Annotated in this window: 21 protein-coding genes and 1 pseudogene; 15 read left to right on the forward strand and 7 right to left on the reverse strand. The window is 64.9% G+C overall.

Features of this window, described 5'->3' with window-relative positions:
* Window positions 1–334: 334 nt before the first annotated feature.
* The 4 genes from D6C00_RS06675 to D6C00_RS06690 all read left to right on the forward strand — a co-directional run bounded on the left by D6C00_RS06675 (window position 335) and on the right by D6C00_RS06690 (window position 5,881).
* Window positions 335–991 carry a Crp/Fnr family transcriptional regulator gene (locus tag D6C00_RS06675; RefSeq protein ID WP_158675340.1) on the forward strand — a complete coding sequence of 219 codons (657 nt, stop codon included), beginning with the start codon at window positions 335–337 and terminating at the stop codon, window positions 989–991.
* 143 nt (window positions 992–1,134) lie between these two features.
* Window positions 1,135–3,696 (forward strand): outer membrane beta-barrel protein, encoded by a 2,562-nt coding sequence (locus D6C00_RS06680; RefSeq protein ID WP_125181008.1) that lies wholly within the window; start codon window positions 1,135–1,137, stop codon window positions 3,694–3,696.
* A 122-nt stretch (window positions 3,697–3,818) separates the two neighbouring features.
* Window positions 3,819–4,979 carry a hypothetical protein gene (locus D6C00_RS06685; protein WP_125181009.1) on the forward strand — a complete coding sequence of 387 codons (1,161 nt, stop codon included), beginning with the start codon at window positions 3,819–3,821 and terminating at the stop codon, window positions 4,977–4,979.
* Between the two features lie 74 nt (window positions 4,980–5,053).
* Window positions 5,054–5,881, forward strand: a complete 828-nt coding sequence (locus tag D6C00_RS06690) for a hypothetical protein (protein WP_125181010.1) — start codon at window positions 5,054–5,056, stop codon at window positions 5,879–5,881.
* Window positions 5,882–6,062: 181 nt separating this feature from the next.
* On the opposite strand, the gene D6C00_RS06695 is transcribed toward D6C00_RS06690, so the two are convergent.
* Window positions 6,063–7,856 carry an AMP-dependent synthetase/ligase gene (locus D6C00_RS06695; protein WP_125181011.1) on the reverse strand — a complete coding sequence of 598 codons (1,794 nt, stop codon included), beginning with the start codon at window positions 7,854–7,856 and terminating at the stop codon, window positions 6,063–6,065.
* A 111-nt stretch (window positions 7,857–7,967) separates the two neighbouring features.
* Here D6C00_RS06695 and thiS point away from each other — a divergent pair, with 111 nt between their 5' ends.
* From thiS to D6C00_RS06715, 4 genes are all read left to right on the forward strand, one after another.
* Window positions 7,968–8,168 (forward strand): sulfur carrier protein ThiS, encoded by a 201-nt coding sequence (gene thiS, locus D6C00_RS06700; protein WP_125181012.1) that lies wholly within the window; start codon window positions 7,968–7,970, stop codon window positions 8,166–8,168.
* A gap of 124 nt (window positions 8,169–8,292) precedes the next feature.
* Window positions 8,293–9,090, forward strand: coding sequence for a thiazole synthase (locus D6C00_RS06705; protein ID WP_125182397.1), 798 nt, complete (start codon window positions 8,293–8,295; stop codon window positions 9,088–9,090).
* Between the two features lie 13 nt (window positions 9,091–9,103).
* A complete protein-coding gene (locus D6C00_RS06710; protein ID WP_125181013.1) occupies window positions 9,104–10,069 on the forward strand; it encodes a magnesium transporter CorA family protein in 966 nt (321 codons plus the stop codon).
* A gap of 135 nt (window positions 10,070–10,204) precedes the next feature.
* Window positions 10,205–10,498, forward strand: a complete 294-nt coding sequence (locus tag D6C00_RS06715; protein ID WP_125181014.1) for a GIY-YIG nuclease family protein — start codon at window positions 10,205–10,207, stop codon at window positions 10,496–10,498.
* A 185-nt stretch (window positions 10,499–10,683) separates the two neighbouring features.
* On the opposite strand, the gene D6C00_RS06720 is transcribed toward D6C00_RS06715, so the two are convergent.
* Window positions 10,684–11,988, reverse strand: coding sequence for a mechanosensitive ion channel family protein (locus tag D6C00_RS06720; RefSeq protein ID WP_125181015.1), 1,305 nt, complete (start codon window positions 11,986–11,988; stop codon window positions 10,684–10,686).
* 269 nt (window positions 11,989–12,257) lie between these two features.
* On the opposite strand from D6C00_RS06720, the gene trmB reads away from it, so the two are divergent.
* The 4 genes and pseudogenes from trmB to D6C00_RS06740 all read left to right on the forward strand — a co-directional run bounded on the left by trmB (window position 12,258) and on the right by D6C00_RS06740 (window position 16,794).
* A complete protein-coding gene (trmB, locus tag D6C00_RS06725; RefSeq protein ID WP_125181016.1) occupies window positions 12,258–12,968 on the forward strand; it encodes a tRNA (guanosine(46)-N7)-methyltransferase TrmB in 711 nt (236 codons plus the stop codon).
* A 264-nt stretch (window positions 12,969–13,232) separates the two neighbouring features.
* The gene (locus D6C00_RS06730) at window positions 13,233–14,105 is read left to right on the forward strand and encodes a phosphoribulokinase (RefSeq protein WP_125181017.1); all 873 of its coding nucleotides are present in this window, start codon (window positions 13,233–13,235) and stop codon (window positions 14,103–14,105) included.
* Window positions 14,106–14,326: 221 nt separating this feature from the next.
* Complete coding sequence (locus tag D6C00_RS06735) at window positions 14,327–15,478, forward strand: FIST signal transduction protein (protein ID WP_125181018.1); 1,152 nt, start codon at window positions 14,327–14,329, stop codon at window positions 15,476–15,478.
* Between the two features lie 279 nt (window positions 15,479–15,757).
* Window positions 15,758–16,794 (forward strand): annotated as a pseudogene (locus D6C00_RS06740) (NADP(H)-dependent aldo-keto reductase).
* Between the two features lie 181 nt (window positions 16,795–16,975).
* Here D6C00_RS06740 and D6C00_RS06745 read toward each other — a convergent pair.
* Window positions 16,976–17,455, reverse strand: coding sequence for a DsrE family protein (locus D6C00_RS06745; protein ID WP_125181019.1), 480 nt, complete (start codon window positions 17,453–17,455; stop codon window positions 16,976–16,978).
* A gap of 63 nt (window positions 17,456–17,518) precedes the next feature.
* Here D6C00_RS06745 and D6C00_RS06750 point away from each other — a divergent pair, with 63 nt between their 5' ends.
* The 3 genes from D6C00_RS06750 to D6C00_RS06760 all read left to right on the forward strand — a co-directional run bounded on the left by D6C00_RS06750 (window position 17,519) and on the right by D6C00_RS06760 (window position 19,932).
* Window positions 17,519–18,559, forward strand: a complete 1,041-nt coding sequence (locus D6C00_RS06750) for a COX15/CtaA family protein (RefSeq protein ID WP_125181020.1) — start codon at window positions 17,519–17,521, stop codon at window positions 18,557–18,559.
* 190 nt (window positions 18,560–18,749) lie between these two features.
* Window positions 18,750–19,082 (forward strand): hypothetical protein, encoded by a 333-nt coding sequence (locus tag D6C00_RS06755; RefSeq protein WP_125181021.1) that lies wholly within the window; start codon window positions 18,750–18,752, stop codon window positions 19,080–19,082.
* Window positions 19,072–19,932, forward strand: coding sequence for an HDOD domain-containing protein (locus D6C00_RS06760; RefSeq protein WP_125181022.1), 861 nt, complete (start codon window positions 19,072–19,074; stop codon window positions 19,930–19,932). The genes D6C00_RS06755 and D6C00_RS06760 overlap by 11 nt, the downstream gene beginning before the upstream one ends.
* 403 nt (window positions 19,933–20,335) lie before the next feature.
* Here D6C00_RS06760 and D6C00_RS06765 read toward each other — a convergent pair whose 3' ends face one another.
* The 4 genes from D6C00_RS06765 to D6C00_RS06780 are packed head-to-tail and all read right to left on the reverse strand — an operon-like array spanning window position 20,336 to window position 23,609.
* Complete coding sequence (locus D6C00_RS06765; protein ID WP_125181023.1) at window positions 20,336–20,989, reverse strand: pentapeptide repeat-containing protein; 654 nt, start codon at window positions 20,987–20,989, stop codon at window positions 20,336–20,338.
* Window positions 20,952–21,428 (reverse strand): hypothetical protein, encoded by a 477-nt coding sequence (locus D6C00_RS06770; protein WP_125181024.1) that lies wholly within the window; start codon window positions 21,426–21,428, stop codon window positions 20,952–20,954. The genes D6C00_RS06765 and D6C00_RS06770 overlap by 38 nt, the downstream gene beginning before the upstream one ends.
* A 60-nt stretch (window positions 21,429–21,488) precedes the next feature.
* Complete coding sequence (locus D6C00_RS06775) at window positions 21,489–22,955, reverse strand: twin-arginine translocation signal domain-containing protein (protein ID WP_125181025.1); 1,467 nt, start codon at window positions 22,953–22,955, stop codon at window positions 21,489–21,491.
* 30 nt (window positions 22,956–22,985) lie between these two features.
* The gene (locus tag D6C00_RS06780) at window positions 22,986–23,609 is read right to left on the reverse strand and encodes a peroxiredoxin family protein (protein WP_125181026.1); all 624 of its coding nucleotides are present in this window, start codon (window positions 23,607–23,609) and stop codon (window positions 22,986–22,988) included.
* Window positions 23,610–23,615: the final 6 nt, after the last annotated feature.

Raw genomic sequence — 23,615 nt, forward strand, 5'->3', positions numbered from 1 at the left:
CAGTGACATTTAAACGGGGAAAACAGGCCGGGGACCAGGCCTCGAATCCGTATCCAGCTCCCCGGAATTGACGACGTTGTGGACGGACCGCAATGTCGTTTAGACTGATCCTAATGAGGTAACGGGAAACTCAGAATGAGATTTCGCAGAAACGGGGTCGACGGCTGGAGAATTCACATTTCGATAACAATTGCAACAGCCCGGGCAGCGACAACACGCCACGACTGAACCCAGAGCGAGTGCCATGACGGGTAAACCCAAATCCGCGAGCTACTGCACCGACCGGAACTGGAAAGGACGTGCCGACTGTAGCCACTGCGGAATCCGGCATCTGATGCTGTTCTCCGCGCTGCCGGAGGAGAGCTTCGCCCATCTACTGAATCCGGTCGACAACTTCACGCTGGAACCCGGCGGCATCCTCTACGAGGAAGGCAGCAAGGGAGAGGTCGTCCACTCCATCCGCCGCGGCCTGGTAAAACTGACGCACCGGAAACCGGACGGAGACCAGCGTATCGTCCGTCTGCTTGGACAGGGTGCCGTGGTGGGACTGGAGCTGCTGGATGCCGGCGTGGCCCACCAGCACACCGCCATAGCGGTCCAGCCCATCGATGTCTGCGCCATCCCGGTCACCACACTGCGCGACCTAGAAGCTCACCATCCCGAGCTGTGCGACCGGGTGCGCCAGCAGCTGCAGTACCATGTCGACCGCGCCGATCACTGGATTAAATCCCTGAATACGGGAATCTCCCGTGACCGTATCGCTCAGTTGCTGCTCCTGCTGGCCGACTTGGCGCCGGACCGCAACGGCGACATCGAACTCCTGCCGCGCGATGACATGGCCGCCGTGGTCGGCATGACACCGGAAACGACCAGTCGGATCATCGCCGACTTCAGGCGGCGCGGCCTGCTCGCAAAGATCGCCTCCGGCACCTACCGTATCGAGAAACAGCGGCTGCAGACGCTGTGCGGCGGAAAGGCCGCACCTGCATGAACTCCGCCTGTTCGGTCGATTTCTTGTCGGTCCATCTCCGATACCGCTCCTGTTTGCTTTGTTGACAGACATCAACTCCCTGCTTCACTCATACGGGTAGGCTTGAAAACGTGCCCTTATCACTTCCGACCCGACGGAGTTCCATGAACCAGCCTCCAGCCTCTGTGCCCGCCCTGTCCATTGCCCTCACCCTCTGCCTTCCAGCCGCCCTGTCCGCCGCGGAACCGGTCCAGTCGCCCACGGAAGCCGACAGCGACACTGTCACCGAGCAGACCTTCAGGGCGGGCCATCCGGTCGGAAGCTTCCTGCTGCGTCCGGAACTGGCCGCCGGCCTGCTGTATGACAGCAACATCTTCGCCACCCGCAGCGACGAGGTTGATGATATCGTCACCCTGTTCACGCCTGCGGTGACGCTGGTCTCCGACTGGGAGCAGCACCGGCTGCAGGCCCGCACCGGCGCCACCCTGGCCCGCTACCGGGACAACGAGGATGAAGACTACGAGGACTACTGGGCCGAGCTGGATGGGCGCTACGACATCAGCGAGGCCAGCAATGTCTTCGGCGGCGTCGGCTATACCGCCGGGCATGAGGACCGCGGCTCGCCCGACGAGACCCTGGTGGGCGACGAGCCGACCACCTTCGATTCACGCCACGCCCATGCCGGGGTGGCGCACCGGTTCGGGGATTTCAACCTGCGACTGGGCGGCACCTTCGAGACACTGGACTATGACAGTGTCGGCCCGCTCAACAACGACGACCGCGACCGCGATCTCATCGGTCTCGGCGCGCGCCTGGGCTACGAATTCCATCCGGACTACGAGGCCTACGTCCAGCTGATCCGGGACATCCGCAGCTATAACGACCCTGTCGACGACTTCGGCTATGACCGCGACTCCGACGGCGAGCGCGTCGCGGTCGGCTTCAAGGGCAGGTTCACCAACCGGCTGCAGGGCGGGGCCTATCTCGGCTGGATCCGGCAGGCCTATGACGACAGCCGCTTCAATGACCTGTCCACGCCGGATTTCAGCGGCGCTCTGAGTTTCCGTGCCACACCGCGCACCACGGTCAGCGCGGCCGTCGATCGCACCCTGGAGGAGACCACCCTGCCCGGCGCCTCCGGCTATCTACTTACCGAGGCCAGCGTGAACGCCGTCCACCGGCTCGACAGCCGCACCCGCTTCAGCGCCGGCCTCAGCGCCGGCAAGGCCGACTACCGGGACATCGACCGGGAGGACATGCTCTACAGTGCCAACGCCAGCCTGCGCTACTACCTCACCCCACGCCTGTACCTGGACGCCGGCTATCGGGTGATCACCCGCGACAGCAATACCCGGCTGGAGATCAACAACCCGGCCAACCTGCAGAAGATCGACGACTACAGCCGCCAGCAGTTCTTCCTCACCCTGGGGACCCTGCTGTATCCGATCGAGGGGATGCCGGCGCGCTTCCCGGCCAGCCCGGACCGGCTGGCCCTTGCCGGCCCCGGCTGGGGCGGACTCTATGCCGGCGCCCCCATCGGCCACGGCGCCCATCTGCTGCGTACCGAGGGCGTGCGCGGCGGCAGCGGCATCGATCACGGCGAATTCAGTGACGAGGGTCTGGCCGCCGGCGCCTTCGCCGGCTATGGCCTGGACCTGGGGCGCTGGTACCTGGGCCTGGAACTGGAGGGCGAGGACACCGGCGGCGACATCTATCACCGCAAGGCCAAGGCCGACAGCCGCACCCAGGACCTGGAAGTGGAGGAGACCCTCGGCCTGGCCCTGCGCGGCGGCTATCGTCTCGCCAGCGGTACCCTGCTGTATGCCCGCCTGGGCCGGGTCGAGACCGACTTCAAAACCTTCTACACCCTCAACAACGCCCCGGCCAACGCCGTCAGCCGTACCTTCGAGCAGGACGGTGTGCGCTATGGCCTGGGCACCGACATCCCGGCCGGCGAGCGGCTGTTCGTGCGGCTGGAGTACAGCTACACCCGCTACGACGACTACACCGTGGACGTGGTCAGCGACCGGGAGGACTTCAATCCCAAGTCATCCTTCTTCAACCTGGGCCTGGGCTGGCACCTGGGCGGCAGCCGCAGTCACGAACCCGGCCCGGAACGGGTCGCGCTCAGGGGCTTCTACGCCGGCGGGCAGCTCGGCCATGGCGCGCTCAACTCGCACCTGACCGGCAGCCATGTCGACAGCGGCAGCGGCCCCTTCGACTTCACCGGCGACTTCGGCGACAACAGCGGCTTCACCGGCGGTGTGTTCGCCGGCATCGGAAACAACTGGAATCGCTGGTACCTGGGGCTGGAGGCCGAGTTGGAGGCAAGCGACGCGGACTGGAAACACATCCGCGAACCCAACGGCCGCAACTTCCAGGTGGAGAAGAAGAACGGCTACGGCCTGGGCCTGCGCGGCGGCTACCAGCTGGACAACGGCACCCTGCTCTATGTCCGGGCCGGCCGGGTGCGCTCGCGCTTTGCCACCGGCTGGATCAAGGGCGGCAACCCCGACAACGACATCGACCGCGACGACACCGTCTCGGGCAACCGCTTCGGCGTCGGCGCGGACATCCCCGCCACCTGCAGCCTGTTCCTGCGCCTGGACTACAGCCATACCGACTATGAGGATTACAGCTTCACCACCAGTCATGCCAGCACCGACAGCATGAACTTCGACAACAGCGAGGCCCTGTTCCGGCTGGGCCTGGGCGCACGTTTCTAGCCAGGCGTCACACTGCCGGTTTGCAGGTACGCTTGTTGATACAGATCACTAGCCAGGAGGCGGTTTCAGGTCCATATTCATTATGTAAGGCAACAAAAAAACCTAATTCAGGAGTTAGCGACATGTCACACGGCAAATTCAAAATCTCACTCATCGCCGCGGCCGTTTCCATGGCTGTGGTGGCGGGCGCAACGGTGCAGGCAGCCTCCCTGCTCGATACATTCATCCCGGCCGCCGAGGCTGCACAGGGCGACGGCGCCGGCAAGGGCGCCATGGGCGCCAACCGCGGCGGGGGTGCCGGCAAGGGCCAGATGGGCTCCGGCGACATCCAGCGCGGCGGCAACAAGCGCATCGGCGAGATCCTCGAAGAGGATGAGGACTCCGACCGCCCGGCCTGGGCCGGTGGCCAGAAGGAACTCAACCCCCACCGGGGTGAGGGCAGTGCCGGCGGCGACACCCAGAAGGGCGGCGACTACGGCGACCTGTGGGTGATCCTGCGCGACGATCTGGGCAACCCGATCCTGGACGAGAACGACAACGTCCAGCCCTGCGTGGACCTGGCCTGCAGCGAGACGATCGCGCTGACCGAGGACGGCGAGCTGCCGGCCGAGTACGCCGACGACGTGATCGCCGTCGAGTTCGGGCGCCTGAACATCTCACGCTCACCGAGCTCGGTGCTGGAGCACTCCCTGGTCGAGGCCCTGTCCAAGCTGGACGGCGGCGTGCTGGGCGAGGACGTCACCCTGGACCCCTCCGGGCGGCTCACCATCGACGGCAGCACCATCGACTCGCCGCTGGAGAACCTGGCCCTGTACGAGGCCCTGCTGACCGCCCCGGTCGATGACGAGGGCAATGTCACCCTGTCGGTCACCACCAGTGTGGAAGGCGGCGGCAACGTCACCTACAGCTTCACGGTGCCGGAAAGTGTGCGGCTGGATCTGGCCGCCTCGGCCATCGCCGCGGCCTCCGACAAGACCGGGGAACTGACTGTCGACGAGGTCGTCAATATCAGCAAGTTCCTGGAGGTCGACGACGACCTGGCCGGCCTGGTGGGCGACTACACCTATGACAGCTCCGTCTATGACACGGTCAAGGTCTGGATCCTGGTCGAGACCAGCCCCGGTGTGTACGAGACCCGGGAGGTGGTGGTCAGCGACTATGTCACCTTCAACCCGGTCCCGGCCATCGACGGTGACACGGACGGCATCGACCGCTTCACCCAGGCCGCCGACGACTCGGTCCAGGTGCTGGAGTTCGTGCATGACAATGCGATCGACCAGTAAGCGATCGTTCAACTGAAACCGGCGGGCGGGTGTCCAGGAGGGCATCCGCCCGCTGCCGTTTACGCGAGGCCAGTATGTGCAGCACCAATCATTGCATTGAGGTATTCATCCGCTGCGGCCGCCTGAGCCTGGCCGCCGCCCTGGCGGGCATCGCGCTTGCCGTCCTGGCGCCGGCGGAGCTCTCACCCGTCGGCACAGCATGGGCCGAGCACGACAGCCACAGCGGCGGCGGCCGCGGTGGCAGTTCCGGCGGCCATACCGACGATGGCCACGATGATGTGGTCCATGACCACACCGACAGCGATCACGGCAGCGACCGCGGTGGCCAGGGCCGGGGCGGCGCGAAGGGCGGGCGCGGCGTGCACGACTTCGCCCGCGGCGGCGGGCGCAGCGTGGAAGTGAAGGTGTTCCGCGGCCAGCGCCCGGTCTGGGCCCGGGAGGGCATCCCGGAGGTGGAACTCGGCCGGCTCAATGTCAGCCGGGCGCCGGCCCATGTGCTGGCCCGGCACGAGGACGAGGCGCTGGCCAGCTACAGCGCCGGAATGACCGCGCTCTACAGCCTCACGGCGGAACAGGCGGCACAGCTGCTGCAGACCGCCTACGGCGAGACGCCGCGGCTGGACTCGCCGCTGCAGAACCTGGCCATGTATCAGCAGGTCATGGTCTTCGGCAGCACGGAACTAGAAGACATCCAGGCCGCCAGTGCAATCGACCTGGCGGCGATCTTTCTCGGCACCGCCGCCGACAAGAACCTGCCGATCACGCAGGACACGGTAACCGCGCTGAACCGGATCCTGGGTCTGAAGGAGATGCCGGCGGACGAGCGCTCCGCACTGGCGGCCAAGGCCAATACGGTGCGCGAGGCGATCCTGATCGGGCACGGGCCGGAGACGTCGCACTAGAGAGTGGGGTTCGAGGGATGGCAACCTTCCATTCCCGGTCCCGACCTCTTACCCGCATAAGCTTATCCGTCATCCCCGCGCAGGCGGGGATCCAGAAACCACCGCGGCAATTGGATCCCCGCCTGCGCGGGGATGACGAGGGTGAAGTAAAGGTCATTCACTCTCTGCCTCCTTCCCCCATTCACTCATACAACGCCGCAATCCGATCGGCATACTGCGCCAGCACCTTGGCCCGCTTGATCTTCATGGTCGGCGTGACCAGGCCTTCATCCAGGGTCCAGGGATCCAGGGTCAGCGCCACCCGGCGGATCTTGGCGTAGCCGGGGAAGTCGTGCAGCTGGGCGCGGATGCGCTGGATGACCCTGACCTCCAGTTTCTCGTTCTCCAGGTGAGCCCTGTCATAGGGGTCCAGCCCCAGCTCGCGCACGAAACCGAACCAGTGCTGGGTGTCCGGCACGATCAGTGCGGTGAGAAACGGCCGGCCCTCGCCCACCACCAGCGCCTGGTCGAACAGGGGATCCAGCATGATGGCCGCCTCCATGTCCGCCGGCGGCACCTTCTCGCCGTTGGACATGACCAGGATGTCCTTGAGCCGGCCGGTGATGTAGATGTGGCCGTGTTCGATGCGGGCCTGGTCCCCTGTATGCAGCCAGCCCCCGGCGTCGATCATCTCGCGGGTGGCGGTGTGATTGTTCCAGTAACCGAGCATGATGCCGGGACCGCGCGCCAGCAGCTCATCGCCCGGGCCGATTTTCACCTCGGTGCCGCGGATGGGGATGCCCACGCTGGCCGGGTCGTTGTCCTGGAAGGTGTTCACGCTGATCACCGGGCTGGACTCGGTCAGGCCGTAACCCTGCAGCAGCGGCAGCCCCAGCCCGATGAACAGCCGGGAGACCGGCTCGGGAATGGCCGCCCCGCCGCTGACCGCGGCGCGCAGACGCCCGCCCAGCTTTGCCAGCACCTTGTCCGCCACCAGCCGCCGCAGCAGCGGCCACAGCAGCAGTGAGGGTGACCAGCGGGCCCGGCCCTGGGTGCGCTCGAAGCGCCGCCAGCCGGTGCGCACGGTGAGTTTGAACAGGCCACGCCTGAGCGCGCCGCCCTGGTGCAGCTGATCATGAATGCGACCATAGACGCGCTCGAAGATGCGCGGCACCGCGATCAGGATGGTCGGGCGCAGCTGGGTCAGATCCTCGGCCAGCTGGGCCACGGAGCGGGCATAGCTGACGGTGGCGCCGGCCATCATCGGCAGGTAGTAGCCGCCGGTACGCTCCAGGGTGTGCGACAGGGGCAGGAAGGAGACGAATTCGTCCTCCGGATAGACATCGATCATGGTCAGTACGGCATGGGCCACCGACAGCATGTTGGAGTGGCTCAGCATCACGCCCTTGGGCCGGCCGGTGGTACCGGAGGTGTAGACGATGGAGGCCAGGGCCTGACCGTCGTGGGCGGCTGGCGGCAGGGGTTCGGCGGCCTGCGGCAGCCAGTCGTGCAGAGCGGCCAGGCGCCCCGCTTCCGTGTCCTCGACCTCGCCCTCCAGGATCACCACCCGCGTGAGCTGCTCCGCCTTGCTAAGGGCCTCGTCCAGGCGCCGCCAGTGCCCGGCCGACTGCACCAGCAGCAGCCGGCACCAGGCGTCGTTGAGGATATAGGCGGCGTTGTCGGGGCGGTCGTCGACATACAGCGGCACCACCACCAGCCCCAGGCTCAGGGCGGCGATGTCGAAGGCGGCCCAGTCGGGGCCGTTGCGCAGCAGGATGGCCACCCGGTCGCCGGGGCTGAGCCCCTCGCCGGCCAGGGCCTGCTGCCAGCGGGCGACCCGCGCGGCCATGTCGCGCCAATTCAGCGTCCGCCAGCCCTCCTCGCTGCGGGAGAAACAGCGATAGGCCGGCGCCTCGGGCGAGCGCCGCACCCGCTCCCGGAACAGGCCGTCCAGGGTGGAGGCCGCCTCCACGGAAATGAGGTCTTCACTGCTCATGGGGTCTCCGCTGTCCGGCCCCGCCGCGCAGCGGCCGGATTTGTTGTAGAATCGCCGTGAATCTCACTTGAATCGGGCGGTTGCACCGGATCCGGTCTGGAATCACACTTCATGCAAATCATGCTCAACGGCGAAGCGCGTGAGATTGCCGAAGATCTCACGGCCGCGCAACTCATCGAGGAACTGGGGCTGAGCGGCCAGCGCCTGGCGGTGGAGGTCAATCGCGAGATCCTGCCGCGCAGCGGGTTCGCCGAGCACCGCTTCCAGCCGGGCGACCGGGTCGAGATCGTGCGCGCCATCGGTGGTGGTTGAAATTTTCTTGTCATTGCGAGGCACGTAGTGCCGCGGCAATCTCTTTCCGTCTGCTGCGTCGTTACGAGATTGCCACGCTTCGCTCGCAATGACGACCAATCAGGAGACACAGATGTCCACCCCCATGCAGGAAATACAGCCGAGCGACGATCCGCTGATCGTCGCCGGACGCACCTATCAGTCCCGCCTGCTGGTCGGCACCGGGAAATACAAGGACCTGGAGCAGACCCGCCGGGCGGTCGAGGCCAGCGGCGCGGAGATCATTACTGTGGCCATCCGCCGCACCAACATCGGCCAGGATCCCAATGAGCCCAATCTGCTCGAGACCCTGCCGCCGGAGAAATACACCTATCTGCCCAACACCGCCGGCTGCTACACCGCCGAGGACGCGGTGCGCACCTGCCGCCTGGCGCGCGAGCTACTGGACGGCCACAACCTGGTCAAGCTGGAGGTGCTGGGCGACGAGAAGACCCTGTTCCCGGACATCATCCAGACCCTGGAGGCCGCCGAGACGCTGATCAGGGATGGTTTCAACGTGATGGTGTACACCAACGACGACCCCATCATCGCCAAACGCTTCGAGGAGATGGGCTGCGTGGCGGTGATGCCGCTGGCCGCGCCCATCGGCTCGGGCCTTGGGATCCGCAACCCCTACAACATCCTCACCATCGTCGAGAACGCGAGTGTACCGATCCTGGTCGATGCCGGCGTGGGCACCGCCTCGGATGCCGCCATCGCCCTGGAACTGGGCTGCGACGGGGTGCTGATGAACACCGCCATCGCCGGGGCGCAGGATCCCGTGCTGATGGCCTCGGCCATGAAGAAGGCCATCGAGGCCGGACGCGAGGCGTACCGGGCGGGACGCATCCCGCGCAAACGCTTCGCCAGCGCCTCCTCACCCATCGACGGCACCTTCTTCTGAGCCGTCACGGCGCATGCATGTTCTGCATATCCAGTCCCGCGAGCGGATCGAGGCCCCGGAGGCCCTGAGCCACCTGCCCGCCGAGGGGCTGGTGTGGCTGGACTTCATCCGCGAGCAGGAGCCGGACTGGCCGGCCGAGGTGCGCCGGCTCACCGGGGTGGAGATCCACGAGGGCCATGTGCGCGACAGCCTGAACCTCGGCCACCCCTCCTACAGCGACAGCACCAGCGACTACGAGATGGTGATCTTCCGCAGCCTGGCGCCGGAGCCGGAACCGGACCATGACTTCAGCAGCCGCCCCACGGCCCTGTTCCTGTTCGACCGGGTGCTGGTCAGCGTGCGCCCCGAGGACAGCCGTTCCGTCCAGGCCGTGCGCGGCCGGCTCAGCAACCGCCAGGGCCGCATACCAACGCGCCCGGTGGGCCTGATGCATCTCATTCTGACCAACATGGTCGACCGCTTCCTGCAGATGCGGGAACCCCTGACCGAGCAGCTGGAAACCTGGCGCCGCGACCTGCTCGACCCCGGCCACCCCTTCGACGACTGGCTGGCCCTGATGAACCACCGCAGCCGTCTGCGCCAGCTGGAGCTGCTGTGCGAGGGTCAGGAGGATGCGATCACGGTGTGGCGCGACAACACCGGCGTGGACATCGACGACCACCTGGCCGTGCGTTACAACGATCTGCTCGAGCACATCCGCCGGGTGATGAAGTTCGCCACCGACCAGCAGAGCGAGATCGAGTCTCTGGTGCAGCTGCATTTCTCCGCCGTCGCCCACCGCACCAACGAGATCGTGCGGGTGCTGACCGTGATCTCGGCAATCTTCCTGCCATTGACGGTCGTCGTCGGGATCTTCGGCATGAATTTCGAGTACATGCCGGAACTGGCCTGGCGCTATTCCTACTTCATTGTGCTCGGCGGCATGGCGGCGCTGGCCATCGGGCTGCTGGTGCTGTTCCGGGTGAAGAAGTGGATCTGATATCACTCCGTCATTGCGAGCGAAGCGCGGCAATCTCGTTACGACACAGGAGACGGAGAGAGATTGCCGCGGCGCTTCGCGCCTCGCAATGACAGGACTGTATAATTCTTATAGTTCACACGAAAAGGATTTCGTATGGACAAACAACCCGCTGTGTACATCCTGACAAACAAACCGAATGGAACCCTGTATACCGGCGTCACCAGCAACCTGCCACAACGAATATGGCAACATAAACACAAACTCGTAAATTGCTTCAGCGCCAAATACAACTTGACGAAGCTGGTTTATTTTGAGCTGCATACTGATATGTATCAGGCAATCACGCGTGAAAAGCAGATCAAGGCAGGATCTCGGAAAGCGAAAATGAAACTGATAACAAAAGCCAACCCTGAATGGCGGGATCTTTATACAGACATCTGCCGCTGAAGAAGATTGCTTCGCTTCGTTTATGCCCTCTGGGTACTCGCAATGACGCTGGTCTTTTTGTGTGGTGGTGAGACTGGATGACCTGAGGTCATGTCATTGCGAGCGAAGCGCGGCAATCTCGTAACGAGGAGGAAAACGGAAAGAGATTGCCGCGGCGCTACGCGCCTCGCAATGACGAAGTGTTTTCAAACCTCATCTCCACCCACACCCCTGACATCCGACTTGATATACACATCCCGCTGCGGGAAGGGGATGGTGATACCGGCGGCCTTGAAGCGGCGCCAGATCTCCAGATTGATCTCCGAACGCACGCCGTTCACGCCATTCTCCGGGTCGATGATCCACACCCGCAGTTCCAGCAGGACGCCGTTGTCGCCGAACTCCATCAGCCGGCACACGGGCTCGGGATCATCCTTGACGCGCGGCGAGATGCGTGCCGCTTCCAGCATGATCGCCATGGCCTGTTCGGGATCGTCGCCGTAGCTGATCGAGACCGGAATCTTGATGCGCACGTCGCGGTCGGAGTAGCTCCAGTTGATCACCTCGGTGGTGATGAGCGTCTCGTTGGGGATAAGCGTCTCCACCCCGTCGCGGTCGCGCACCACGATGTAGCGGGCGCGCAGTTCCGACACCCAGCCGAACTTGGTGCCCACGCTGATCACGTCCCCGGGCTTGATGGAGCGGTCGAACAGCACGATGAAACCACTGATGAAGTTGCTGGCGATGCGCTGCAGGCCGAAGCCGATACCCACGCCGAGCGCGCCGCCGAACACGGTGAGCGCGGTGAGGTCGATCCCGACCGCATCCAGCGCGATCAGCAGCGCCAGTGCGACCAGCACCACCTTGCTGACCTTGGAGACAGCCACCCGCAGACCGGGACTGACATGCGCCGCGCCGGTCATGCGCCGCTCGATCAGGGCCGACAACCAGAAGGCGATCACCCACAGCAGGGCGATCAGCAATGCCAGCTTCACCACCGCCAGCAGCGAGATGCGGGTCGCGCCCAGGGTGAAGGCGAAATCGTCCAGGGCGCGCAGCACATAGGGCAGCCAGCCCAGCAGGTGCAGCGCGACCAGGATCCAGATGCTGGTGCCGATCAGGTTTTCCCAGGCCTTGACCGCCGGGCCGGGGGTGAAGCCCTTGCGCAGCAGGTAGATCAGCATGCGGATGGCGGCCAGGGACAGCAGCAGCGGCACGGCGATATCGAGCACCGCCACGGGATAGCCGAAGGCCTCCAGCACCGCCCGGCCGACGAAGACGCCGATCAGCATGCTCAGCGGAAACAGGATGCGGCGCAGGCTTTTGCGGGTGAATTCGTGCAGGCGGCGCTCGACCCGGCCTTCCTGCTCCCGGAACAGCGAGACATTGATGACACGGTGTACCAGCCAGGCACCGAACGCCGCCAGCACCAGCACCAGCAGCTGCCAGGCGAATTCGGGGTTCTGGATGCGTTCCAGCCAGACCTGGTAGTCGAGTTCGATGCCGTTCATTCAGGGATCAAGGGTCAGGGACAGTTTCGTAGGTTGGGCTTCACTCCGTTCAGCCCAACCTACATACTAGCATCCCGCAGACAAAAGCAGACACCTGAGTACCGAGCTGAATGGCACTTAACTTCACCAACCACGTCATCCCCGCGAAGGCGGGGATCCAGCGCTCGTTTGCCCTGCCAGGCACTGGATTCCCGCCTTCGCGGGAATGACGGGTAAACTGAAATCCGGCTCATTAAGGGCCACTCAGCCACGACCCCTGATATCTGACCATGACCGACCACCCCCGCCGCATCCGCTCCTTCGTCCGCCGCGAGGGTCGGCTCACGCCGTCCCAGCAGCGGGCGCTGGATGAACTGCTGCCCCGCTACGGACTGGACCCGGCCGGGCCGCTGGATCTGGACGCCGCCTTCGGCCGCCACGCGCCCCGCACCCTGGAGATCGGCTTCGGCAACGGCGCCAGCCTGGCGGAGATGGCTGCGGCCGCGCCGGAGCAGGATTTCATCGGCATCGAGGTGCATCGACCCGGAGTCGGGCATCTGCTGCGGCTGATCGCCGAGCGGGAGCTGACCAATGTCCGGGTCATCTGCGCCGATGCCGTCGAGGTGCTGCGCGACGCCATCCCGGAGGCGAGCCTGTCCCGGGTGCTGCTCTACTTCCCCGACCCCTGGCCCAAGAAGAAGCACCACAAGCGGCGCATCCTGCAGCCGGATTTTGTCGCCCTGGCGGCGCGCAGGCTCGCCCCCGGCGGCGTCTTCCATCTGGCCACCGACTGGGAGGACTACGCCGGACAGATGCTCGAGGTGATGGAGGCCAGCCCCGGCTTCACCAACCAGGCCGGGCCGGGCCGCTTCGCCGAACGCCCGGCGGACCGGCCGCCGACCAAATTCGAGCAGCGCGGCCAGCGGCTGGGGCACGGGGTGTGGGACCTGCTCTACACCCGCCAGCCGCCGCAGGAGGATGCCGACCCCGGCGGACTGTGATAGGATGCCGGGCTTTTCCCCGGGCGGAAATCGCACCCTGGCCGAACTGGCGGACCCCGCCAATGCCATAGGTCGGATCAGCCCGGAGGGCGTAATCCGACATCGTGCCCGAGCCCTGTCGGGTTACGCTGCACTGACCCGACCTACGGGGTGTGCGGAATATTTCTATACAGATCAACATATTATGCCTGAGCCAGCGGCGCGGGCACGGCGCCTCCGGGCAGCCGATCCAGGATTTCAAAACCTTGGCTTGAGGAGAACAGCATGTCCAAAAAGCATCCCGTGATCGCGGTTACCGGCTCGTCCGGCGCCGGCACGACCACCGTCAAGGTGGCATTCGAGCACATCTTCCGCCGCGAGGGCATCAACCCGCTGGTGATCGAGGGCGACAGCTACCACCGCTACGACCGCGCGGCCATGAAGGAGGCCATGAAGAAGGCCGAGGACGAGGGCAACCGCAACTTCAGCCACTTCGGCCCCGAGGCCAATATCTTCGACAAGCTGGAAGAGACCTTCCGCACCTACGGCGAGACCGGCGCCTGCCAGCGCCGCTATTACCTGCACAGCGACGAAGAGGCCGCCCCCTACGGGCAGAAACCGGGCGAGTTCACCCCCTGGGAGGACATCCCGGCCGGCACCGACCTGCTGTTCTATGAAGGCCTGCACGGCGGCGTGGTCACCGAGGACGCCAATGTGGCCCAGTTCGTGGACCTGCTGATCGGCGTGGTGCCGCTGGTGAACCTTGAGTGGATCCAGAAGATCCACCGCGACGCGGCCGAGCGCGGCTATTCCGCCGAGGCCATCGTCGACACCATTCTGCGCCGCATGCACGACTATGTGCACTACATCACGCCGCAGTTCTCGCGCACCGACATCAATTTCCAGCGCGTGCCGACGGTCGACACCTCCAACCCCTTCATTGCCCGCGACATCCCCACGGCCGATGAATCCTTCGTGGTGATCCGCTTCCGCGACCCGAGCAAGCACAACGTGGACTTCCCCTACCTGCTGAACATGCTGGAGGGCTCCTTCATGTCGCGGCGCAACACCATCGTGGTGCCGGGCGGCAAGATGGGCTTCGCCATGGAGATCATCCTGGCGCCGATCATCGAGCAGATGCTGACCGCGCGCGGCTGACGGCGAGCACCACCGCACCAGGCAAACCCCCGGCATGTCCGGGGGTTTTTGTTTGCAGGGCCGCACCGTAATGGAATCCACCCCGGTGCTGGTGTATGTTCAGATCAATTGCAGTGATTCTGTCATTGCGAGGCGCGTAGCGCCGTGGCAATCTCTACCTCCCTTGGTTCGCATTACGAGATTGCCACGCTATCGCTCGCAATGACGCCCATGGAGCCGGCATGAAGGGACAACCCCACAAGCAGGCCGACACAGAGATCTTCCGCTACGGCCACAGCGCGGGCGCGGACTGGGAACAGGCCGCCGAGCAGTGCCTGCGCCAGATCGGCTATATCCCACCCGAGACCAATCTGGGTTTTCTCTACGTCACCGACGAGCACGCCGCCATCCTGCCCTCCATCCTGGAGCATTTCCGCGAACAGACCGGCATCAATGACTGGGTCGGCACGGTGGGCATGGGCATCTGCGCCACCGGCATCGAGTATTACGAGACCCCGGCCATGGCGGTGATGGTCGGCGCCTTCGGTCCGGAGGACTACCGCATCCTGCCCACCCTGCAGTCGCTGGAGATGAACGAACTGGATGCCCTCGACGACTGGCTGGCCGGCAGTGCCGCCCACCTGGGCATTGTCCATGGTGATCCCCGCAACGCCGCCGGACCGGAGCTGATCGAGCGCCTGGCCGCGCGCCTGCCGGGCGGCTTCCTGGTCGGGGGGCTCAGCTCCTCACGCGACCAGGAACCGCAGATCGCCAACCGCATCGTCCAGGGCGGGTTGTCCGGCGTGGTCTTCTCCGACCGTGTCCAGGTGGTCACCGGCCTGAGCCAGGGCTGCACCCCCATCGCCGGAAAACACGAAATCACCGAGTGCGAGCGCAACGTCATCAGCCGCATCGACGAGCGTCCGGCGCTGGACGTGTTCTACGAGGACATCGGCGAGATTCTGGCCCGCGACCTCAACCGGGTGGCCGGCTACATCTTCGCCGGCCTGCCACTGCAGGGCTCGGACACCGCCGACTACCTGGTGCGCAACCTGGTCGGGGTGGATACCCGCAACAAGCTGCTGGCCGTCGGTGACCTGCTGCAGCCGGGCCAGGAAATCCAGTTCTGCCGCCGTGACGGCGCCTCGGCCTGGGAGGACCTGGAACGCATGCTCGGCGACCTCAAGGCGCGCACCGGCGACCGCCCCATCCGCGGCGGCGTCTATTACTCCTGCCTGGGCCGGGGCAAGAACCTGTTCGGCGAGGAATCCGACGAGCTGCGCGCCATCCGCGAGCGGCTGGGCGGGTTCCCGCTGGTGGGCTTCTTCGCCAACGGCGAGATCTTCCACAACCGGCTCTACGGCTATACCGGGGTGCTGACGTTGTTTCTATAGAACCAGCCGCCGGCCGATGGGTTACGGCGCGGCGCGCCTTCACCCATCCTACATGCTGTGCACAAACGCCTGCATTCTGACCGTCATCCCCGCGCAGGCGGGGATCCAGACACCGCCGCGGTCAATGGATTCCCGCTTGCGCGGGAATGACGGGAACAATTGCGCAGGATGGGTGGAGCACAGGCGCAAACCCATAGCTGGCCGCCTCAGATGGGTTACGGCGCGGAGCGCCTTTACCCACCCTACACCTGAATACCACACAACAACAGGACCCATCCCATGCAGTACCGCAAACTCGGCCGCACCGACCTCGACGTCAGCCTGATCTGCCTCGGCACCATGACCTTCGGCGAGCAGAACACCGAAGCCGAGGCGCACGCCCAGCTCGATCGCGCCGTGGCCGCGGGCGTGAACTTCATCGACACCGCCGAACTCTACCCGGTGCCGCCGGACGGCGAGACCCAGGGCCGCACCGAGGAATACATCGGCAGCTGGCTCGCGCGGCGCGGTAAACGCGACGATCTGGTCATCGCCAGCAAGGTAGCGGGACCCACCGACTGGTGCCCGCACATCCGCGGCGGCACCAGTCACCCGGATGCGAAGAACATCGAGATCGCGCTGACCGACAGCCTGCGCCGGCTGCGCACCGACTACATCGACCTCTATCAGGTGCACTGGCCGGACCGCAACGCCAACTTCTTCGGCAAGCTGGGCTATGAATACGACGCCAGCCCCTCGCTGCCCATCGAGGACACCCTGGAGGCGCTGGCGCGCCAGGTCGAGGCGGGCAGGATCCGCCACATCGGCATCTCCAACGAGACGCCCTGGGGCCCATGCGCTACCTGCAACTCGCCGCGGCACGCGGCTGGCCGCGCATCGTCAGCATCCAGAATCCCTACAGCCTGCTCAACCGCAGCTTCGAGGTCGGTCTGGCCGAGATCAGCCAGCACGAGGACGTGGGCCTGCTGGCCTATTCACCCCTGGGCTTCGGGGTGCTTAGCGGCAAGTACCTGGACGGCGCCCGGCCCGAGGGCGCGCGGCTGACCCTGTTCGAGCGTTTCAGCCGCTACTCCAACCCGCAGGGCGTGCGCGCCACCGCAGCCTACGTGGAACTGGCGCGCCGCCACGGCCTGGACCCGGCACAGATGGCGCTGGCCTATATCAACAGCCGACCCTTCGTCACCGCCAACATCATCGGCGCGACCCGCATGGAGCAGCTGGAAAGCAACCTGGCCAGCGTGGATCTGACGCTGTCGGAAGAAGTGCTGGAGGGGATCGAGGCGATTCATCAGGAACACCCCAATCCGTGTCCGTAGGTACCGCAAAACTTCTGAAAATCCGTCATTGCGAGGCGCACAGCGCCGCGGCAATCTCTAAGGAACTTCTGATTTATCCGTCATTGCGAGGCGCGTAGCGCCGTGGCAATCTCCAACCAACGAGTCCACTTTACGACATTGCCACGCTCCGTTTATGCCCTATGGGTACTCGCAATGACGATCACATCCTGACATAACCCTCTTCCTGCTCCAGCCGCTCGACCTCGGCCGGGCCGAAGGGCACGATCTCGATGAAGCCGGGCAGATCGTCGTTGCCCAGACCGAGCGACTCCATGCGCGTCTGGCAGGCCTTGACCTCGATCACCCCGAAGGCATCCAGCCGGGCGGCCAGATCCACCATGTCGCGGTATTCAGCGTAATTGCCGATGGCGAAGAATTCGATCTCGGGCCCGTGCAGCACCAGGGCGATGCGGGGACGGCGTGCGGCCGGATGGGGCGTGCCTGCCAGCTCGTTCAGGCGCTGCAGCAGCTGACGTAGTTCCTGAGGTTCATGCAGATTGATGTCATAGACCTGGTGGCGTTCCAGGGTATCCGGGACCTGCTGCACCAGGCCACCCGCACGCACATCCGGGCCCGGGGCGGACCCGGCCGCGCCGGCCATGGCCAACCACATCACCATCAGAAACCACGTCTGCTTCATGTCTCTCTCCGGAGCCGTTACAGATGCTTCGCCCCCATCCGATTTCAGGTAAAATAACCCATCATGACAGAACAACAAACCCGCAACCGCATCATCGCCTGGTGGCTGTTCCTGTGCTGCGCCATGGTTTTCGCCATGATCGTGCTGGGCGGGCTGACCCGCCTGACCGGCTCCGGTCTGTCCATGGTCGAATGGGACCCCATCTTCGGCATCCTGCCGCCGCTCCACGAGGCCGCATGGCAGGAGGTATTCGACAAGTACCGCGGCTCGCCCGAGTACCTGCACGTCAATGCCGGCATGGACCTGGAGGGCTTCAAGTCCATCTACTGGTTCGAGTACGCCCACCGGCTGTTCGGACGCACCATCGGCACCGTCTTCCTGCTGCCCTTCCTGTTCTTCCTCTGGCGCGGCTGGATCCACCGCCCCCTGATTCCCAAACTCGCTGCCCTGTTCGTGCTCGGCGGGCTGCAGGGGGTGCTGGGCTGGTACATGGTGATGAGCGGTCTGGTCGACGTGCCCCAGGTGAGCCAGTACCGGCTGACCGCACATCTGCTGCTGGCGGTGCTGATCTATGCCTGGATGTTCTGGCTGGGGCTGGATCTGTACCATGACCGGGCCGATCACCGCTGGCGCGCCGGGGCCCGCTTCGGCTGGCCGGCGGTGGGGCTGATTCTGCTCACCATCGCCTCCGGGGGGCTGGTCGCCGGGCTCAAGGCGGGCCTGGCCTACAACACCTTCCCGCTGATGGACGGCCGGCTGCTGCCGGAGGTGATGTTCCCCTTCGAGCCCTGGTGGCGCAACTTCTTCGATCACGTGGCCACGGTGCAGTTCGACCACCGGCTGCTGGCACTGACCACCTTTACCGTCATTCTGCTGGGCTGGCTGCTGACCCGACAGGGCCTGCCTCCGGGCCGGGCCCGCCTGAGCCTGCACCTGCTCGGCCTGATGGCCCTGGTCCAGGTCTCGCTGGGCATCGCCACCCTGCTCCACCAGGTGCCGGTGGCGCTGGCCAGCGCCCACCAGGCCGGCGCTATCCTGTTGCTTACATTGGCGATTATCCACCTGCACGGACTCACCCAGACAGCCCCGGAAGGCACCGGCTAGACGGTCCCGTCCGGCCGGAGCCGGTCTGCTGGACAAAATTCCGCCATTGCTTCACCCTTGACTTGGGTAATAACAACAAGCCATCCGGTCGCGCCCCGCGACCCGGGGCATGAGTGCGCAGGGGCTGCCGCGCCATCGGCACAGTGATGGAAGGCTGTCCGCGCGCAACACAACGGGGTCTGAAACAGCCGTGGCAACAACAACAAAGGATCTCGGCGAACTGCGGGAAGGGATGGTGCTGGGCGCAGACGCGACTTCGCCCCGCGGCCAGATGCTGCTGGGCGCCGGGGCCATCCTGACCGAACGCCACCTGCGGCTGCTCGCCGCCAATGGCGTGGAGCGGGTCGAAGTCGAGACTCCCGGACAGGCGCAGGGCAGACCGGCTCCGGCGGCCGACCCCGCGCAGCTCGAGGCCAGGCTGGAAACACGTTTCGCGCACAATGACACGGGGCATCCCCTGATACGGGAACTCAAACGGATTTGCCGCAGCCGCAACGAGGGTGGAGAAACGGATGGAGACTGAACTCAAGACACTGGTGAGCCGAACCAATGAGCTGGCCTCCCTGCCGGAGGTGGTCATGCGGGCCGTGGACATGATCAACGATCCCGACGCCTCGGCCGCCGATATCGGCAACGTGATCGCCGACGACCCGGCCCTGACCGCACGGCTGTTGAAGATCGTCAACAGCCCCTTCTACGGCTTTCCCTCACGCATCGACACCGTATCCCGTGCCATCACCGTGGTGGGTACACTGGAACTGCTGGACCTGATCCTGGCCACCAGCGTGATGAAGGCCTTCACCGGCATCCCGACCGAACTGGTCAACATGGACGAGTTCTGGGAGCACAGTCTGTACACCGGCGTGGTCTCGCGCGTCCTGGCCACCCGCCACCGCGCCCCCAGCAGCGAGCGCTTCTTCATCGCCGGTCTGCTGCATGACATCGGTTCGCTGGTAATCTACCGTCACCGGCCGGAACAGGCGGCCAGCATACTGGAACGCGCCCGCGGCAGCGTGGTACCGCTGCATGTGCTGGAACGCGAGGCCTTCGGCTTCGACCACGGTCAGGTCGGGGCCGAGCTGATGCGCACCTGGCACCTCCCCGAGCATCTGGTCGCCAGCGCCTGCTGGCACCATCAGCCGATGGAAGTCGACGAACATCAGCTGGAAGTGGCCATAGTCCATCTGGCCGATGTCATTGCCAGCGCGGTCTACCCCACCGCCTCCGAGACCGAGCGGGTCCCGCCCATGGACGCCCGCGCCTGGGATCTGATCGGGCTGCCGGCGGACAGCATCGACAGCATCATCAGTGACGCCGACAACCAGTTCGCCGACGCCCGCGCCGCCATCCTGCCCAGCGCCTCGGCGGCGTAGGCGGAGCATCCCGGCGACCACTGATCCGCGTTGATCCACCCTCTTCCCGCAGACAAAAAAGGTTCATCTCACATTTCCGTGGAAGGCATGCGAAATGATTGGCCGGCATGCGGGCAGCGCCCCGCTCGTCATCCCGGCGCAGGCCGGGATCCAGATATCGCGGCGGTCCCTGGATTATTCGCTACGCTCACCCTTCGGGCCGCCCTACGGGCGTTCAACGCGCTGCGCGCTTTTGTCCGGCCTGCGCCGGAATGACGGTAGACGGCTGGTTGTTCTACGCCAAGCGGATTCAGTTCCCGAATACCCCCCCCCAAATCCGCCAAGAACCAAAAAAAAAACGGGACGCTGAGGTCCCGTTAAGAGGGTGGAGGAGCACTTCCCACACAGCAACAGCAAATTCCCACTACCATTCACACGGTCCCTGACTACGGTCAGGGCACACGGTCAGTGAATCCGTGACCGCCCCACTGAGTTCAGCCTCGCCCAGGTCCGCCGAGTTCATGTCCGCCCCCTGCAGCTGCGCGCCGGTGAGGTTGGCGAAGAAGAATCGGGCACTGTACAGATCCGTCTCCCTGAGATCGGCCCCGATCAGGCTGGCGCCGTCGAGGTTGGCATTATCCAGCCGCGCGAATCTCAGTTGGGCCCCGCTCAGATCGGCCCGCTCCAGCCGGGCCCGGGTGAGGAAGGCATCCTCCAGGCGGGCATCGGCGAGCACGGCATCGGCCAGGTTGCAGCCGCCCAGGATGGCGCCGCGCAGGTCGGCGCCGGTCAGGTCGGCTTCATGCAGATCGGAACCGGTGACCGCGGTATCGGCCAGCTTGACCTCACGCAGGCTGGCACCATGCAGGTCCGCACCCAGCAGGTTCTTTCCGGACAGGTCTGTTCCATCGAGATTGCAGCCGGGGCAGGCATTGGTCTCCAACAGGCGCTGCACCGCCTGCTCGCCCGAATCCGGCTCGGCGAATGCCGTGCTCAGTGGCAGCAGCAGCGCCAGCGCGACCCAGGGTTTCAGACGGCGATCAATGCGCATGGTCATCCTGGCCATGATCATGCTCATGGCCGGCCCCGGCCTTGTCCTTGTTCCTGGACAGCTCGGCAAAACGCACCTGCAGCGGCGCCTGGCCGCGCATGCTCAGAGTCAGTACCGCGCGCGGGGAATCGGTCGCGCCGATGCGCGAATCCTCGGCCAGCATCCGGCTGTCGCCGTCCGGCGCGAGATTGAGAACGATGCGCTCATCGTCCTGGAACAGGATCAGCTGACCCTGTGCACCCGCGGTCGGCCGCGGCTGATTGGCGTGATCCATTACCCAGACCACTGCCTTGCCCGCCTCCACCACCAGTTCCAGGTGATAGGGTCCGGACATGCGCATGGTGCCGCCGTGCACTGCACCATGCTCATCAAGGTATTCGTCGGTGTGTGCCTGCACGGCCGGTTGAAAGGCCAGCAGACCGGCGATCATGAACAGCACTCTCACTACCTGACTGATGTTCTTCATAATCGACTCCAGATTTCAGAAAGAAGTGACCCGGCAGGCGCCGGGTCACGACAAACGGCCTTATACCGAAGTACTGCGCGAGGACTTGAGGCCCTCCCAGCTCTCCGGCACCACCACGTGGTCGTGCATGCCGCCGGGGTTCGGCAGGCGTGCGACGATCTCGTCGGTGTCGGCATGGATCACCACCATGCCGGACTGACCGGCCTGGTGACCGCTGTACACCGTGGTGATGAACTGACCGTCGACGGTGCAGTCGCAGGTGTGCGGATCCGGGCCGGTATCCCACTTGGCAACCACCTTCCAGGTCTTGGGGTCGACCTTGCAGATGTAGCCGTTGTGCGGCTTGCGCGCCCAGATGGTGAAGAAGGCCCAGCGCGAATCCGGCACGTTGCCCATGTGCAGCGGCAGGTACTTGCGCCCGAAGCCCTCGACAAAGGCCTCCTTCTTCCACTTCATCGGATCCGGATCCTCGGAACGGTAGACCGCGATGTTGTTCTGCAGCACGTTGTTGCAGGCCAGGAAGTACTCGCCGCTGGTCATGAAGCCGGCCTCGTGCAGCGGGGTCAGCACAGAAGGTACCGAGTAGGTCCAGGTGTAGCCCTGCTGCTTGACCAGCGGGAAGTTGTCCGGGGCGCCCTTGCCGGTGGACAGCATGGCCTTGACTTCCCAGGTGTTGGTGTCAACGATGGCGCAGCAGCCCAGACGACGGATCAGGATCGCGCCCAGCGGCAGCTCGGGATGCCAGGTGAAGGCGTCCACGAACACTGCGGTCGGATCGGCCGGCATCAGTTCCTCGCCCAGCATGGCCTCGTGGCTGGTCTTCATGCCCTTGCGATCAAGGTAGTCGAACTTGCCGGTCGACTGATCCGGGAACACGTGGGAGATGTTGACCTGACGGGCAACCGGGTCGTAGTCGACGCGGAAGGCCTTGACGGTCTTCGGGTTGTCGCTGATGTCGGTGATCAGGACCATGTCCTTCTGGCCGTCGGCGAAGGCGACATACTTGTTGGCATTCGGGCCCACACCGATGGAGACGTGCACGCCCAGCGCCATGCCGGTGGTTTCACTGACGTCGTTCACGATCGAGATCTTGTTCTGCTTGCCGCTGCCGTCGTAACGCATCTTGAACATCTTGAAGGCGCCGCGGTCACGCCACTCCGGAGAGTTCTCGTTGACATAAGGTGCGGCCGGCGGCTGCATGGTCTGGTAGAAGTCGAAGCCCTGGTAGGGATCGGCCGAAGGCATGGCCGCGATGTGATGCGGAATCGGCATGTCGATGCCGGCCAGACCGAAGTTGTACCAGGCCAGGGTCTCGGGCACGGACAGGTCCAGCGCCGAAACCGAGCCACTGTACTTGCCGGGCAGCAGAATGACATTGTCCTTGAACTGCTTGAACAGGTCGTGCTGGCGCTCGCCGGTGGCGTCATGCACCGCGGCCATGGCCGGGTTCATGGCAAAGCTGCCGGCGGTACCGGCAACGCCGGCGGCCATGGCGCCCTTCATGAAATTGCGTCGTGAAATACTCATTTGAAATTCTCCTGCGATTCGCTGACTGTCTCAGACCCTGGTATCAGACCAGTCCTGCGGTCCGACATAGACTTTTTCCACGATGCCCTTCTCGTTGATGACGAACACCGTCGGCAGGCCGCGGAAACCGAGCTTGTTGGACAGACCGGTCGGACTCAGGGCATCGTTCGGCGCCACGAACATCGGGTGCTTGATGTTCTCCTCGCGCTTGATCACGCGCACGGTGCGGGCCGTCTCCTGGACCGGATCCACACCCTGCAGCTTGCCGCCGACCTGGTCGGAATTCACGAACAGCAGCTGGGTGTCACCCTTGCCTGAGAATGCATTCTGCAGTTTCGTCAGCTCATCCACGGAGACCGGCACTGCGGAAATGAAGAACGCCAGTACGGTGCGCTTGCCCTTGATCAGCTTGCTGACATCGGTCTTCTTGCCGTTGGCGTCGTAGATATCCCAGTCGGTGGGAAACCGGTCACCGGCCTGCACGCCCTTGGGAAACACCTCACCGCCGACCTCATCCGCCGTCGGAAAGTTTCCGTCGATGCTGTCGGCCAAAACGGGGCCCGGGCCAGCGAGTGCGAGCATCAGTGCACCGGCTGCGGCCGAACACCCGACAGTAAACCGGCCGCGACGGACCGGATGTCTGGATGTCGTCATGTTCTT

Origin of the sequence: Thiohalobacter thiocyanaticus, assembly GCF_003932505.1 — a bacterium.
GTDB lineage: Bacteria > Pseudomonadota > Gammaproteobacteria > Thiohalobacterales > Thiohalobacteraceae > Thiohalobacter > Thiohalobacter thiocyanaticus.